This window comes from Ruegeria sp. AM9, assembly GCF_056540565.1.
Window position 1 is genome coordinate 1 of the sequence record NZ_JBQFWY010000023.1, and the last position, 12,749, is coordinate 12,749.

Consider the following 12,749-nt stretch of genomic DNA (forward strand, 5'->3'; position numbering starts at 1 on the left):
CATGCTCGATCCATTGCGGTGCACGAAGTGCCCCGTTTCGATGGCGTCCTGCGGGTCCATGTCCCAGTCGAGGACCGCGATGATGGTCTTGAGGCGCGGGCTGCGCCCGCGCCTGCCTGGCCCAACGGGAGGAGGTGTTTCGCGAGAAACATCGACGACGAGCGGGAGGCCCCCGAACCCGCTAGGCGTCCAACGACCGGGCAATGAGTTCCTTCATGATCTCATTGGTGCCGCCATAAATCATCTGAACACGCGCATCCGCGTAGAGGCGGGCGATCGGGTATTCCATCATGAAACCGTAACCGCCAAACAGCTGAAGGCATTCGTGCATGACCTCGTTCTGCACTTCCGACCCCCAGTATTTCACCATCGAGGCGGTGGCGGCATCCAGCGTTCCCGACTCGAGCCGAGCAATGCAGTCATTGACGAAGCTGCGCAGGACCTCGGCCTTTGTCTTGCACTCAGCCAGTTTGAAACGGGTGTTCTGGAAATCCATCACCCGCTGACCAAACGCCTTGCGCTCCTGCGTGTATTTCACCGTCTCTGCGATGGCGAAATCTATCGCGCCCAGCGCCCCGATGCCGATGGTCAGACGCTCCCACGGCAGCTGTTTCATCATCTGATAAAAGCCCTGGCCCTCTTCCGCGCCCAGAAGATTGGTCATCGGCACCTTGACGTCTTCAAAGAACAGTTCGGCCGTGTCATTGGCCTTCATGCCCAGCTTCTTCAAGTTCCGCCCCTTGCGAAAACCCTCTGCACCCTCGGTTTCAACCGCGATCAGCGAAACCCCCTTGGACCCCTGCGCCTTGTCGGTTTTGCAGGCCACAAGGATCAGATCCGCCGACTGGCCATTGGTGATGAAAATCTTGGACCCATTCAGCCGATAGGAATTGCCGTCCTTGTCCGCGGTCGTCCGGATGGATTGCACATCCGAACCGGTTCCGGGCTCGGTCATGGCCAGCGCGGCAACCATCTCGCCCGAGGCCAGACGCGGCAGCCAGTTCCGCTTTTGATCCTCGCTGCCATAGGTGTTGATGTAGTGAACGACAATGGACTGGATCGCATAGCCCCAGCCGGAATCTCCGTGCGAGGCCTGCGCGTAAAGCGTCACCGCATCAAACCCGATGCCACCGCCGACACCGCCATAAGATTCGGGGATCGCACCTGCCATCAACCCCATTTCCCCGGCCTTGCGCCACATGTCACGATCGACGACCCCGTTCTCGTTCCAACGCTCGAGATTTGGCACCAGCTCATCCGCCATGAACCGATCCGCCATTTCGGCAAACATCTGATGCTCTTCGGTCACCCAACCGGCGGTGGTGGTAAAAAGCGGCATACGACGTCCTCCCCTTGCCTATGTCCTATCAGCCTAGCTTTGGAGGTTTCGCAATCCAATCCGCCCCGAGGCAGTGCAACGCAACGTCGTTTTGATGATCAGCCCGGCTCAGATCAGCGCGTTGTCCAGTAGAATCTGCGCGGCCGCCTTGGCATCCTGCGCCGGATCGCAGGATTTCAGAAATACCGCCGCGACAATCGCGCCTTCCTGCAACAATACAATCTGACAGGCCAGATGCTCCGGATTGCGCGCGCCCGCCTGACGGGCCAGATCCGCAAAATAGTCCAGCATGATCTGCTTGTGTTTCGCCGACTGTTTGTGGATCGGGTGATCGTCTTCCTGATATTCCGCCCCGGCTTTGATGAACATGCAGCCGCGATAGTCGTCTTCACTGAACCACTCGCCCAGCGCATCGAAACTGGCGATCATTTGCCCGGCCGGAGTATCCGACAACTCGCTAACACGGTGCAGGAAATCCCTGCGAAAGCTTTCATCCCGCAGCTGTAGGGCGGCAAGGATCAGATCCTCTTTGGTGCGGAAATGCTTATACATCGAGGTCTTGGACACACCCGTTTCAACCACCAGCTTGTCCATCCCGGTGGCATGAAAGCCGTCGCGGTAAAAAACCTGCAGGGCCTTGCGGACCAGCTCGTCTCGTTTGTTCGGGCGCATATGCGGGCTCCTGAGTGTACAGATCAGTAAATAATGGTCGATGACTGAAATCTCAACCTCCGAGAGAGCCCGGGCGAAATTTCAAAATAAGACTTGCAAAAGTTTACCGATCAGTACACATTGATCACAAGATGTACCGATCTGTAAACCTTGGAGCGATCAGATGAGACGCCATGCCAGCCTTTTCTCACCTCAGTACGTCCCCTTTCTATTGACCCTGGCGCTGATAGCAGCCGCCTTGACGTGAAGGGCCGCCCGGGCGATCGACCGGGACCGTGAAAGGACAAGCCATGCCACGCGCCTTTTCCGAACTGACCTTTACCCCCGCCGTCCGGGCACATCAGGAAAGGATGGGTTCGGCCGGGACCTACGCCAAGTTCATCGAAGGCGGCCCACAGCAGGGGCATCAGATCGGACCGGCCGAAAAGGCGTTCATCCAGGCGCGAGACGGGTTTTACCAATCCACCGTATCCGAGACCGGCTGGCCTTATGTTCAATACCGCGGCGGGCCGGCCGGGTTCCTGAGGGTGCTGGATCCGCAAACCATCGGATACGCCGATTTTTCCGGCAATAAACAGTATATCTCGCGCGGGAATCTGGACGGGAATGACCGCATCGCACTGATCCTGATGGATTATGCCAATCAGCGGCGCCTCAAGATACTGGGCCGGGTCGCCTTCACCGAAGGTGAGGCCGCAGCCGCCAGCCTGTATCCCGAAGGCGCCGACGCCCCCGCCGAACGCGCTGCCATTATCCGGGTCGAGGCGCTGGACTGGAACTGCCCGCGCCACATCACTCCGCGCTTTACCGAGACCGAACTGCGCCCGCATCTGAACGCGCTGGGGCAGCAACTGGCGCAGCTTCAGGCGGAAAACGAAAAACTGAAACAGCAACTGGCCCAACGGTCCTGATCCCCTGACCGGGCAGGTCACACCAGACACAAGGAGCACTCCATGCTGCGATCCGCGCTGAACATTGCCAGCCTTTGTCTGATTGGCGCGCTGCTGTTGGTGACGGCCCTGACGCTGGCCTTTTTTGCCTCGCCGCAATCTGTCCGCAGTTCTCCACCCGTGACGTACGATTCCCTGTTGCTGGATCAGCTATTGGACCGCTGACATACGCACAAAGAAATTGCGCAGAAATCTGCCGCGCCCCCTTGACCTTCCCGCCACTGGAACCCCCATCTGGAACGAGAAGTTCACTACAGGATGAGTCGGATGGCCACGCCGCAGACAATTCAGCTGAAAATCTCGGGCATGGGATGCGCGTCTTGCGTGGGGCGGGTGGAAACCGCGCTGCGCGACGTGCCGGGGGTGTCGGACGCCTCGGTCAATTTTGCAACCGAAACCGCGCAGGTTACCTATGACGGCCAGATCGGCGCGCTGACCGAAGCGTTGAACCGCGCCGGTTACCCGGCAACGACACGGGAAACGACGCTGAAGATCGGCGGCATGAACTGTGCCTCCTGCGTGCCCCGGATCGAGCGCGCCCTGACCGCCGACCCGGCCGTGGTCGAGGCGCAGGTCAATCTGGCCACGGAAAGCGCCACGATCACCTTTGTTGACGGCGCAACCGATCCGCAGGCGCTGGCAAAACTATCAGAGGAGGCCGGATATCCGGCCCGTGTGGCGGACAGTGCCGACACACCTACCGACCAGAAAAAAACCGAAGAAGCCCAGGCGCTGACCAAGTCGATGGTTTTTGCCGCCATTCTAGCACTGCCCGTGTTCGTCCTCGAGATGGGCGGCCACATGATCCCGGCCTTCCACCATTGGGTACACGCCGCTATCGGCATGCAGAACAGCCAGCTCATTCAGTTCGCACTAACAACGGTGCTGTTGTTGGGGCCGGGACGGGTGTTCTATGCGAAAGGCATCCCCTCGCTGCTGCGCGGCTCGCCGGACATGAACGCGCTTGTGGCTTTGGGCACAGGCGCGGCCTATCTGTTCTCGGTCACGGCAACCTTTGCGCCGCAGATCCTGCCGCAGGGCAGTGCCAATGTGTATTTCGAGGCCGCCTCGGTCATCGTGGTCCTGATCCTGCTGGGCCGGGTGATGGAGGCGCGCGCCAAGGGCCGCACAGGCGCCGCGATCCGCAAACTGGTGGGGCTGCAGCCGAAAACCGCACGGGTCGAGATGGACGGCACTTACGTCGACCGCCCGATTGCCGAGATCACGGTGGGGGACATCCTGCAAATCCGCCCCGGTGAGCGGGTTCCGGTGGATGGAGACGTGCTGGACGGAACCTCTTACATTGATGAAAGCATGATCACCGGCGAGCCCGTGCCTGTTGGCAAATCCCCCGCTGACCAAGTTGTAGGCGGCACGGTCAACGGCACCGGTGCGCTGCGCGTTCGTGCCACGCGGGTTGGGGCTGACACCGTTTTGGCGCAGGTCATCCGCATGGTCGAACAGGCGCAAGGGGCCAAGCTGCCGATTCAGGGGCTGGTCGACCGGATCACCGCCTGGTTTGTGCCGGCGGTCATTGCCGTGGCCCTGCTGACCATCGCGGTCTGGCTGATCTTTGGCCCTGCACCCGCCTTGCCGATGGCGTTGGTCACGGGTGTGTCAGTCCTGATCATCGCCTGCCCCTGCGCCATGGGTCTGGCGACGCCGACCTCGATCATGGTGGGCACCGGACGCGCGGCAGAGCTGGGCGTGCTGTTCCGCAAGGGAGACGCGTTGCAGCAATTGCAGCAGGCCAAGGTGATCGCGCTGGACAAGACCGGGACGCTGACATTGGGGCGGCCCGAATTGGAGAACGTGACCGCTGTCAACGGCTTTGACCGCGACACCGTTCTGCGTCTGGCCGCTGCGGTTGAGGCACAGTCCGAGCACCCGATTGCCACCGCAATCACCCGCGCCGGACCGCCGGATCTGCCCTCACCGTCAGAGTTCCAGTCCCTGACCGGGCTGGGCGTTCAGGCAACGGTCGAAGGGCGTGACGTGCTGATCGGCTCGCCCCGTCTGATGGCACAGCATAGCGTCGATCTGGCTGACCTGACCGCCGAGGCCGACCAGCGCGCCAGCGAAGGGGCCACGCCGCTGTTCGTCGCCATCGACGGCCAGGCTGCGGCGCTGCTGGCGGTCTCGGACCCGATCAAGCCCGGCACAAGGCAAGCGTTGCAGCGGCTGCACGCGATGGGCCTGACGCTGGCGATGGTGACCGGAGACAACGCCCGCACCGCGCAGGCTCTGGCCGACAGGCTGGGCATCGACCACGTCACGGCCGAGGTCCTGCCGGATGGCAAACTGGCCGCGATCACCGCGTTGCGCGAACGGTTCGGCACGCTGGCCTTTGTCGGGGATGGCATCAACGACGCCCCGGCGCTGGCGGCGGCGGATATCGGCGTGGCCATTGGCACCGGCACCGACGTGGCGATTGAAACGGCAGATGTGGTGTTGATGTCCGGCGACCTGCGTGGTGTGGCCAATGCGGTTGAGGTCAGCCGCCGCACCATGCGCAACATCCGCCAGAACCTCGGCTGGGCCTTTGGCTATAACATCCTGCTGATCCCGGTGGCCGCCGGGGCGCTGTACCCGTTCAGCGGGCATCTTCTGTCCCCGGCCCTTGCCGCCGGGGCGATGGCCTTGTCCAGCGTCTTTGTGGTGTCGAACGCGCTGCGCCTGCGCCGCGTGCGTGCCAGCCTGCCTGAGGCGCCACAAGGCAGCAAAACGCAGGAGGTTACGCCATGAATATCGGAGACGTCGCAACCCAGACCGGCCTGCCCGCCAAGACGATCCGGTATTACGAGGATATCGGCCTGATCAAACCGATGCGCGACGACAACGGCTATCGCCGGTTTCGCGCGCAGGACGTGCACAAGCTGAACTTTCTGGGCCGCGCCCGCGCCCTGGGCTTCACGATCGAGGATTGCCGTACCCTCATGGCTCTGTACGAGGATGAAACCCGTGCAAGCGCCGATGTCAAAAAGGTCGCGCGGGCCCATCTGGCGCAGATCGAGGCCAAGATTGCCGACCTCAACGCGATGCGCGACACGCTGGGTCATCTGGTCGATGCCTGCGCCGGGGATGACCGCCCCGATTGCCCGATCCTGCAGGATTTGGGCGGCAAGCCCTGACGCGGGGTTGCTCTTTGGGCGCAGCTTTGCTTTGTCTCTGCGCAACACTCCGGCCTGCTGCGTGAAACGGGGCCGGACAGCAGAGAGGATCACCAAATGGCAAAAGTTGCGTTTCTGGGCCTGGGCGTCATGGGCTATCCAATGGCAGGCCACCTGCAGGCGGCGGGTCATGAGGTGACCGTCTATAACCGCACCGCCGCAAAGGCCGAGGCCTGGGTGACCCAGCACGGTGGCGCCATGGCAACCACCCCGAAAGAGGCCGCACAGGGCGCGGAATTCGTGATGGCCTGCGTCGGCAATGATGACGACTTGCGGAACGTCTGCACCGGCGCGGACGGCGCGTTCCACGGAATGGCTGAGGACACGGCTTTCGTCGACCACACCACCGTTTCGGCCAAGGTAACGCGCGAACTTTATGCCGCCGGACAGGCCCAGGGCATCGCCTTTGTGGACGCGCCGATATCGGGCGGTCAGGCGGGGGCCGAGAATGGCGTGCTGTCGATCATGTGTGGTGGCGATCAGGCCACCTATGATGCGGCCGAGCCGATCATGCAGGTCTACTCGAAAATCTGCCGTCGGATCGGCGATAGCGGCGCGGGCCAGATGACCAAGATGTGCAACCAGATCGCCATTGCCGGCCTGGTTCAGGGTCTGAGCGAAGCACTGCATTTTGCCGAGAAGGCCGGGTTGGACGGGCGCTCGGTCGTTGAGGTGATCAGTCAGGGTGCGGCGGGCAGCTGGCAGATGGCAAACCGCTATGAGACCATGCTGGACGATCACTTCGATCACGGTTTTGCGGTGGACTGGATGCGTAAGGACTTGGGCATCTGCCTTGAGACGGCTAACGAGACCGGGGCGTCTCTGCCGGTGACTGCACTGGTCGATCAGTTCTACAAGGATGTGCAGAAGCTGGGTGGCAGCCGGTGGGACACTTCCTCGTTGATCAAGCGTTTGCGCGCTTTGGGATAACGGGTCAGGGGGGCTGTCTGCCCCCATCGCGCCACGGGCGCGATTCCCCCCGAGGATATTTTTGGACAGATGAAGGGGATCCCGGTGAAGAAGGGATTGGACATCGCATGAGCGACATGACGGATTTCTGGGCGGGTGCCCTGCGCAAGCAATGGGGGCTGGAGGCCAAGCTGTCGCGGCTGGATGGGGAGTATGATCTGAATTTCATGGTCCGGGCCACAAATGGTCAGGACTATGTGCTGAAGGTCATGCGCGCAGGTAGCGAGGCGGAATTCGTTGATCTGCAGGTGAAAGCGCTGGCGCATATGGCCAGCGCGGCACCGGGTCTGCCATTTCCTCAGGTGTTTCCGAATTTGGACGGAGAGCTGCTGCCTGAAATCGCGGACCCGCAGGGTCAGACGCGCTTGGTCTGGTTGTTGGAGTGTTTGCCGGGGCAATGCTATGCCAAGGCCGCACCGAAATCTGAGGAATTGATCCTGAAACTGGGGCGTGTTCTGGGGGCGACGGACAAGGCGCTGGAGCAGTTCGCCCATGATGGGCTGCATCGGGCGGATTTCAAATGGGATATGTTACAAGCCGGCTGGATCGCTGACTGCTTGGGCGTGATTGCCGACCCTGCGCAGCGGGCGCTTTTGGCCGACATTTGCGATGGATTCCGTACGATTTCCGAACGGCTTGAGGGGCTGCCCAAACAGGCAATCCACAATGATGCCAACGATTATAACATTCTGGTCGAAGGTGAGCTGGGGCAACGCCAAAGCGTCTCGGGCCTGATCGATCTGGGCGATATGTGCGCAGCCCCGCGTATTTGCGATCTGGCGATTGCAGGCGCTTACATTGTTCTGGACCACCCCAAACCCGAGCGCGCCTTGGCGGCGCTGGTACGCGGGTATCACGCGGCCAACCGGCTGCGCGCGGATGAGGTCGATCTGATCTGGCCGCTGCTGCGGATGCGACTGGCGGTGTCTGTCGTGAACTCGACCCTGATGGCGGCTGAAAATCCGGATGATCCCTATGTGACCATCAGTCAGGCCCCGGCCTGGCGGTTCCTTGAGAATACGGGCGTGAATGGTGGCCTGATGGCGGCCCGGCTGCGTGCCGCCTGCGGCCTGCCTGTCACGGATGGGGCCGAGCGCATCCACGCCTACCTGTCCGAGCATCGCGGTCAGTTTGCCCAGATGTTCGAGCAAGACCTGAGCGATATGCCTATGGGCTCACTGTCGGTTGAAAACTCGACCTGGCCGCAGAACCCGTTTCACATGCCGCTGGAAGAGGCCGCCCGCGTGGGTGAGGAATTCGGTGAGGGCCTATGGCTGGGCTATTACAACGAACCTCGCCTGATTTATGCCGAACCCGGGTTCCGCAAGGGGCCGTGGAAAGCCTCGGACCGGCGCACCGTGCATCTGGCGGTGGACGTGTTTGCGCCTGCAGGCACCGTACTGCATGCGCCTATGAGTGGACGGGTCGAGGCGGTCGAGAACCGGGAGACGCATCTGGACTATGGAGGTGTGGTGATCCTGCACCACGAAACGCCCGAGGGTGACCCGTTCTATACGCTCTACGGTCACCTCGACCCCGAGGTCTGTGACCGGCTGAAACCGGGTGATCCGGTGGCGCAGGGGGCTGCCTTTGCCCGATTGGGCGATGCCAGCCAGAACGGAGGCTGGGCGCCGCATGTGCATTTCCAACTGGCCCTGACCACGGACGGGATGCAAAACGACTGGCCAGGTGTCGGCGACCCGGATGAGTTGGAGCTGTGGCACGCCGTCTGCCCGAACCCGGCAGCGCTGCTGAACCTGCCCGACGACAAGGTATTCTACAGCCCGACCGACAAGCAGGCGATCCTGCAGGGGCGGCATGATCATTTCGGCGGCAATCTCAGCCTGACCTATGACGACCCGGTGATGCTGGTCCGTGGTTGGAAACACCACCTGTTCGATGAGTGGGGGCGCCCCTATCTGGACGCCTATAACAACGTCCCGCACGTGGGTCATGCGCATCCGCGTATTCAGGCCGTCGCAGCGGATCAGCTGAAGCGGATGAACTCGAACACCCGCTATCTGCACCCAGCACAGACAGCCTTTGCCGACAAAGTGCTGTCCAAACTGCCGGATCATTTCGAGGTCTGCTTCTTCGTCAATTCGGGCACCGAGGCCAACGAACTGGCCCTGCGGCTGGCCCGCGCCCATACCGGGGCCAAGGGCATCGTGACGCCGGATCATGGCTATCACGGCAATACCAACGCAGTCGTTGCGATCTCGGCCTACAAGTTCAACAAGCCGGGCGGGATCGGTCAGGCCGATTGGGTCGAACTGGTCGAGGTGGCTGACGACTATCGCGGGTCGTTCAAACGCGACGATCCGAAGCGCGCTCAGAAATACGCTGACTTGGTCGATCCGGCGATTGCTGCTCTGCAGGACAAGGGGCAAGGCGTGGCCGGCTTCATCGCTGAAACCTTCCCCTCGGTCGGCGGTCAGATCATTCCGCCCAAGGGCTACCTGCCCGCGGTATATGAGAAAATCCGCGCTGCGGGCGGTGTCTGCATCGCCGACGAAGTGCAGACCGGGCTGGGTCGTCTGGGTGAATATTACTTTGGCTTCGAACATCAGGGCGCGCTGCCCGACATCGTCGTCATGGGCAAACCCATCGGCAATGGCCACCCGCTGGGCGTGCTGGTGACAACCAGGGAAATCGCACGCAGCTTTGACAACGGGATCGAGTTCTTTTCGACCTTCGGCGGCTCGACCCTGTCCTGCCGGATCGGCAAAGAAGTATTGGACATCGTCGATGACGAGAGCCTGCAGGACAATGCCCGTGATATGGGTGCACGCCTGATGAATGGCCTGTGCCAAATCGAAGCTGATTTCGGTTGCGTTGGGGACGTGCGGGGCATGGGCCTGTTTCTGGGCGTCGAACTGATCAACCCCGACGGGTCCGAGGGCACCGAGATTTGCAAATACGTCAAGAACCGGATGCGCGATCACCGCATCCTGATCGGCAGCGAAGGGCCAAAGGACAATATCCTGAAAATCCGCCCGCCTCTGACTATCGAAGCCGAGGACGTGGATATGATCCTCTGGGCTATACGGGACGTGCTGGCCGAAGTCGGCGATTATGCCCCGGCCCCGACCTGCGACCACGATCATCACCACGCCGGGTGCGGGTGCTGCTGAAAAGAATAAACCCCGGCGCGAGGGCGGCCGAGGTTTTACGCTTGCCTGCTACTTAGTGCAGCACTGCCGCGGGGGTTTGATGCCCGGTTGTAGGCATTGGAACGGACACTGTCATGCGGCGCAATGTCAGTCCGAACTCTTCGGACAACGAGGCCAATGCGGGCGCAAAATCCGCCCGCACAATCAGCGCGGCCATCATCATCGCATCTTCGCGGTCCCCCTCCGAGGCCGCAGCGATCATCTGCGCGAAACAGTTCTCATCCGCGCCCAAACAGGAACACCCCAGCCCATGACGGATCAGGGGGCGACGCCCATGATGCGCGCATAACGAACACAACTGGTCCAGCGTCATCATCGCAGCGCGTCCGCTCGCAGTGCCCAGCGCAATTTCGAAGTCACTGGCAGCGTCCGAGCGACCCTGTGCACCATCGCCCCAGAGCCGCAGATACATCACGGCACCGGCCGCAACAGGGCTCAGGTCCGCAAGGCGGCCAACGGCCGCCCCGCCCCGAGGGGACTGCGCGCTCATTTGGTCAGGATCAGCTTGCCGGCGCGGGTGATGCGCAGGGTATACAATTGGTCGCCCAGCTCAATATGAGCAAGGTTGCCGCCCTTGGTCAGGTCTTCGGCCTTGTGCGCAGGCAGCATGGATACGGCGTAGGATTGGCCGGGGTTCGGGGTCTGCATATTCATCAGGACAACTCCAAGTGGTCTCAGGCGAAATGCCTTGATCTGTTCGCGTTTTTCTTGATCTGGCTGACCCGAAATGGGGTTGGCTGCTCATTTCACAGTTAATCTGATTAATTTAGTCAGGTATGTCAAGCCAGTTCTGACAGAATCTTCAAACCAATGTGATTGCGCCAAAAAATCAGGCGGGATAACCCTGTGCGGGACTTTAGACAGACGAGGTTTCCAATGAGCGCAACAATCATGTTCGATCTGGACGGAACTCTGGTGGACAGCCTTGCAGACATTGCCGCTGCCACCAACAGGATGTTGCAGGACAACGCCGTCACGCCCCTTCCGCAGGAGCAAATCCAACAATTCGTGGGCAACGGCCTGCCCAAGCTGGTCGAGCGCGTGATCCTGCATTGCGACCTGCCGATGGACCGTCACGCAGACCTGACTCGACAAACCCTGACGCATTACAATGCAGCAGCCAGTGACAAAACCGTCGTTTACCCAGGCGTGATTCAGGCGCTGGAGCAATTGCGCGATATGGGCTGCGTGTTGGGTGTCTGCACCAACAAACCCGAGGCCCCGGCGCGTCACGTGCTTGAAGCCATGAATCTGGCGCATCATTTCGATGCCGTTCTGGGTGGCGACAGCTTGCACACCCGCAAACCCGATCCAGCGCACCTTGAGGCCAATTTTGCGGCCGTCACCTCCGCTGGTCCGCGGCTGTTTGTGGGCGACAGCGAGGTCGACGCTGAAACGGCCCACCGTGCCCAAGTGCCGTTTCTGCTGTTCACCGAAGGCTATCGCAAATCACCGATTGCCGAGATTCCACACACCGCCAGCTATAGCGAGACGTCAAGGCTTCCGTCTCTAGTCACACAGGTACTTCAGTCGCTGGGGGAAACTGCCTGACAGTAAATTCAAGGGGATCGGAACGGTCCGCAGCCGTTTGCTGAGGGGCCGGCCGAGGGGGTATGTAGCCAGCCCCTCACAGGGGAAAAGTGGTATCGTTCGAAGTTATCCGATCAATGAGTTACAGTTAACGAATTGCTCCGTATCCCGGTATTGGGGGTTTCCCGTAGCTCATGGGAGACGCTTGAATTTACGGAATTTTTTTCTGCTTTTTTTCGCCTCGGGCCCTGTTTTGAGTCGTCATTCCTTACAGACGGCCCCCATGACAAGGAAATAGCGGGCCAAGCTCCACCCCGTCTGGACGTCTATATGGGCCGCCCCGACAAATCCCTGCCGCGCCGGTTCCGTCTTTTCCTGAGCACTGGGAACAGCTCGAAAACCGCATCCAGAATCAAGTGTTCGCTGGTCGGCAGACACGCAAACCCGGTTTCCAGATCTTCGCGCACGGTCCACAGCGGGCAGGTCTCGCGAGGAAACCAAAGACGCTCAAAAGCGAAGCCACCGTTTGCCGACATCGGCCAATTGCGTTGGCCGCACGCATCAAATCAATTCGCGCTGTCTCACAGCCGCATTCCAAAAGCTGCAGCTGTGAGACAGGCAAAGATGGGACCCAGCAACCAGGGCAATGGCAGATGCAGAACATGAAACCCGGCCACGGCCGCAAGGCCGACTGCGAAGGTCAGAACGACGGTCATCGCTGGTGTTTCACGGGCGTTCTCATGACCTTTCTGCCTTTCAAAACCATGGCTTCGGGAACGCGAGATCGGTTTCCCGCTCCATCTCCAATTGCCAGTTAACCTCTAACCTGCGTTGGAATGAATACTGGCAAGCCAAGTGATGTCATCGAAACAACGGTGTGAGGGCTGCAAGCGAACTCAGGTCTGCGATGCCTTGCGACTGGGCGTAGAGGTCACCGGCATTTTCA

Annotated in this window: 11 protein-coding genes and 1 pseudogene; 7 read left to right on the forward strand and 5 right to left on the reverse strand. The window is 61.0% G+C overall.

Translation table 11 applies throughout. The features are described 5' to 3' along the window. Nucleotides 1–181: 181 nt before the first annotated feature. The gene (locus ACR0DO_RS19070) at nucleotides 182–1,339 is read right to left on the reverse strand and encodes an acyl-CoA dehydrogenase family protein (protein WP_480561030.1); all 1,158 of its coding nucleotides are present in this window, start codon (nucleotides 1,337–1,339) and stop codon (nucleotides 182–184) included. A gap of 108 nt (nucleotides 1,340–1,447) precedes the next feature. Then, nucleotides 1,448–2,011: a TetR/AcrR family transcriptional regulator gene (locus ACR0DO_RS19075; RefSeq protein ID WP_480561031.1), complete on the reverse strand. Its 564-nt coding sequence runs from the start codon at nucleotides 2,009–2,011 to the stop codon at nucleotides 1,448–1,450. Nucleotides 2,012–2,301: 290 nt separating this feature from the next. Between ACR0DO_RS19075 and ACR0DO_RS19080 the strand changes: the two genes are divergently transcribed. The 6 genes from ACR0DO_RS19080 to ACR0DO_RS19105 all read left to right on the forward strand — a co-directional run bounded on the left by ACR0DO_RS19080 (nucleotide 2,302) and on the right by ACR0DO_RS19105 (nucleotide 10,234). Continuing rightward, a complete protein-coding gene (locus tag ACR0DO_RS19080) occupies nucleotides 2,302–2,922 on the forward strand; it encodes a pyridoxamine 5'-phosphate oxidase family protein (RefSeq protein ID WP_480561032.1) in 621 nt (206 codons plus the stop codon). Nucleotides 2,923–2,964: 42 nt separating this feature from the next. Beyond that, entirely contained in the window at nucleotides 2,965–3,126 is a 162-nt protein-coding gene (locus ACR0DO_RS19085; RefSeq protein ID WP_480561033.1) for a hypothetical protein, read from the forward strand. A 102-nt stretch (nucleotides 3,127–3,228) separates the two neighbouring features. Beyond that, nucleotides 3,229–5,706, forward strand: a complete 2,478-nt coding sequence (locus tag ACR0DO_RS19090) for a heavy metal translocating P-type ATPase (protein WP_480561034.1) — start codon at nucleotides 3,229–3,231, stop codon at nucleotides 5,704–5,706. Beyond that, entirely contained in the window at nucleotides 5,703–6,092 is a 390-nt protein-coding gene (cueR, locus tag ACR0DO_RS19095) for a Cu(I)-responsive transcriptional regulator (RefSeq protein ID WP_170447593.1), read from the forward strand. Before ACR0DO_RS19090 ends, cueR begins: the two co-directional genes overlap by 4 nt. A 96-nt stretch (nucleotides 6,093–6,188) precedes the next feature. After that, nucleotides 6,189–7,061, forward strand: a complete 873-nt coding sequence (locus tag ACR0DO_RS19100; RefSeq protein ID WP_480561035.1) for an NAD(P)-dependent oxidoreductase — start codon at nucleotides 6,189–6,191, stop codon at nucleotides 7,059–7,061. A gap of 107 nt (nucleotides 7,062–7,168) precedes the next feature. Next, on the forward strand, nucleotides 7,169–10,234 hold the full coding sequence (locus ACR0DO_RS19105) for an aminotransferase class III-fold pyridoxal phosphate-dependent enzyme (protein WP_480561036.1): 3,066 nt from the start codon (nucleotides 7,169–7,171) through the stop codon (nucleotides 10,232–10,234). A 52-nt stretch (nucleotides 10,235–10,286) separates the two neighbouring features. On the opposite strand, the gene ACR0DO_RS19110 is transcribed toward ACR0DO_RS19105, so the two are convergent. Beyond that, nucleotides 10,287–10,763, reverse strand: a complete 477-nt coding sequence (locus ACR0DO_RS19110; RefSeq protein WP_480561037.1) for a hypothetical protein — start codon at nucleotides 10,761–10,763, stop codon at nucleotides 10,287–10,289. Further along, nucleotides 10,760–10,927, reverse strand: a complete 168-nt coding sequence (gene hemP, locus ACR0DO_RS19115; RefSeq protein WP_170447585.1) for a hemin uptake protein HemP — start codon at nucleotides 10,925–10,927, stop codon at nucleotides 10,760–10,762. Before hemP ends, ACR0DO_RS19110 begins: the two co-directional genes overlap by 4 nt. Before the next feature lie 222 nt (nucleotides 10,928–11,149). Between hemP and gph the strand changes: the two genes are divergently transcribed. Further along, on the forward strand, nucleotides 11,150–11,824 hold the full coding sequence (gph, locus tag ACR0DO_RS19120) for a phosphoglycolate phosphatase (protein WP_480561038.1): 675 nt from the start codon (nucleotides 11,150–11,152) through the stop codon (nucleotides 11,822–11,824). Between the two features lie 317 nt (nucleotides 11,825–12,141). On the opposite strand, the pseudogene ACR0DO_RS19125 reads toward gph, so the two are convergent. Then, nucleotides 12,142–12,294 (reverse strand): annotated as a pseudogene (locus ACR0DO_RS19125) (ABC transporter ATP-binding protein); the annotation flags it as partial. Nucleotides 12,295–12,749: the final 455 nt, after the last annotated feature.

What these genes read in the sequence shown, in the direction of transcription:
- ACR0DO_RS19070 (WP_480561030.1), bottom strand. Translation starts at nt 1,339, where the DNA reads ATGCCGCTTTTTACCACCACCGCCGGTTGGGTGACCGAAGAGCATCAG.
- ACR0DO_RS19075 (WP_480561031.1), bottom strand. Translation starts at nt 2,011, where the DNA reads ATGCGCCCGAACAAACGAGACGAGCTGGTCCGCAAGGCCCTGCAGGTT.
- ACR0DO_RS19080 (WP_480561032.1), top strand. Translation starts at nt 2,302, where the DNA reads ATGCCACGCGCCTTTTCCGAACTGACCTTTACCCCCGCCGTCCGGGCA.
- ACR0DO_RS19085 (WP_480561033.1), top strand. Translation starts at nt 2,965, where the DNA reads ATGCTGCGATCCGCGCTGAACATTGCCAGCCTTTGTCTGATTGGCGCG.
- ACR0DO_RS19090 (WP_480561034.1), top strand. Translation starts at nt 3,229, where the DNA reads ATGGCCACGCCGCAGACAATTCAGCTGAAAATCTCGGGCATGGGATGC.
- cueR (WP_170447593.1), top strand. Translation starts at nt 5,703, where the DNA reads ATGAATATCGGAGACGTCGCAACCCAGACCGGCCTGCCCGCCAAGACG.
- ACR0DO_RS19100 (WP_480561035.1), top strand. Translation starts at nt 6,189, where the DNA reads ATGGCAAAAGTTGCGTTTCTGGGCCTGGGCGTCATGGGCTATCCAATG.
- ACR0DO_RS19105 (WP_480561036.1), top strand. Translation starts at nt 7,169, where the DNA reads ATGAGCGACATGACGGATTTCTGGGCGGGTGCCCTGCGCAAGCAATGG.
- ACR0DO_RS19110 (WP_480561037.1), bottom strand. Translation starts at nt 10,763, where the DNA reads ATGAGCGCGCAGTCCCCTCGGGGCGGGGCGGCCGTTGGCCGCCTTGCG.
- hemP (WP_170447585.1), bottom strand. Translation starts at nt 10,927, where the DNA reads ATGAATATGCAGACCCCGAACCCCGGCCAATCCTACGCCGTATCCATG.
- gph (WP_480561038.1), top strand. Translation starts at nt 11,150, where the DNA reads ATGAGCGCAACAATCATGTTCGATCTGGACGGAACTCTGGTGGACAGC.